At 76.8% G+C, this 1,029-nt stretch carries 1 protein-coding gene and 1 pseudogene; both read right to left on the bottom strand.

Annotated elements, in window-relative coordinates:
- Positions 1 to 681 (bottom strand): fructose-specific PTS transporter subunit EIIC (locus ABEB28_RS40065; protein WP_345733544.1); only part of this gene is annotated, 681 nt, incomplete at its 3' end.
- Between the two features lie 26 nt (positions 682 to 707).
- A pseudogene (locus ABEB28_RS40060) lies at positions 708 to 1,029 on the bottom strand (hypothetical protein); the annotation flags it as partial.

Below are 1,029 nucleotides of genomic sequence, written 5' to 3'. Positions count from 1 at the left end.
CACCGCGGCCGCGGCGGGGCTGCCGGGGAGAGCGACGGGGCTGCTCAGGACGCCGGTCGCGGCGAACGTGTACGCGACCTTGTTGATCGGGCCGCCGAGATCGATCGCGGTCATCAGGCCGAGCACGGCGCCGAGCAGGATCGCGGAGGAGCCGTCCAGGCTGCCGAGCCAGTCGGTGAGGACCGCGGTGACCAGCGCGAGCGGCGGTCCGAGCAGGCCCAGCATCAGCCCGGCTGCGAACAGCGTCGCGACGACCGGCAGGACGACGATGGCGAGCGGGCCGTGCGTCCAGTCCGGGCCGCGGACCCGTGCGAGCAGGTGGGCGGCGACCCCGGCGGTGACGCCACCGAGGAGCCCGCCGAGGAAACCGGCGCCGGCCGCGGTGGCGGCCACACCGGTGGTCAGTCCGGGAACGAGACCGGGTCGCCCGGCGAGCGCGTACGCCACGGCCGCGGCCAGCACCGGCGCGAGCAGGCCGAAGGCGAGCGTTCCCACCGAGAAGACGAGGGCACCGGTGCGCTGCAGCGGGCTGATCGGGACGCCGGACGCGGCGTCGCCGGCCAGCAGGGTGCCGAGGGCCTGGAGCAGGCCACCGGCGGCGACGAACGGGATCGTGTAGCTGACGCCGACGAGCAGCGCTCGCCGGATCGGGAGCTGGCGCTCCGGGGGAGAGGTGCTCACGGGGCTGCTCCGAAGGTTGCGGAGGATCACGGGACGAGGGCTTCCAAGCCGGGGTACGGGCGCACCACCGGCGCCGCCCGCCCGCCACCGCTGCCCACGCTCGCCGCGTCCTCGACTCGGACGCCGTCAGCGTCAGGGAGCGGGTCGGCGACGTCGGCCGCCAGTAGCAGGTCGGCGGCGTCGGCCGCGTCTAGCGGGTCGGCGGCGGTGGTCGCCGGGAGGGCGCGGGCGGAACCGGTGGCGGTCAGCGAGTCAGCGGCGCAGTCGGGTGCGACTGCGGCACTCGCCGCTGCGGCCGTGCGGCCTCGGGCGGCGATGCGAGTTCCGCCGGTGGCCTGGCCGGCGGCG

Source organism: Cryptosporangium minutisporangium, from assembly GCF_039536245.1.
In the GTDB taxonomy this organism is placed as follows: Bacteria; Actinomycetota; Actinomycetes; order Mycobacteriales; family Cryptosporangiaceae; genus Cryptosporangium; species Cryptosporangium minutisporangium.
This window is presented reverse-complemented; position numbering and strand designations above follow the sequence as displayed.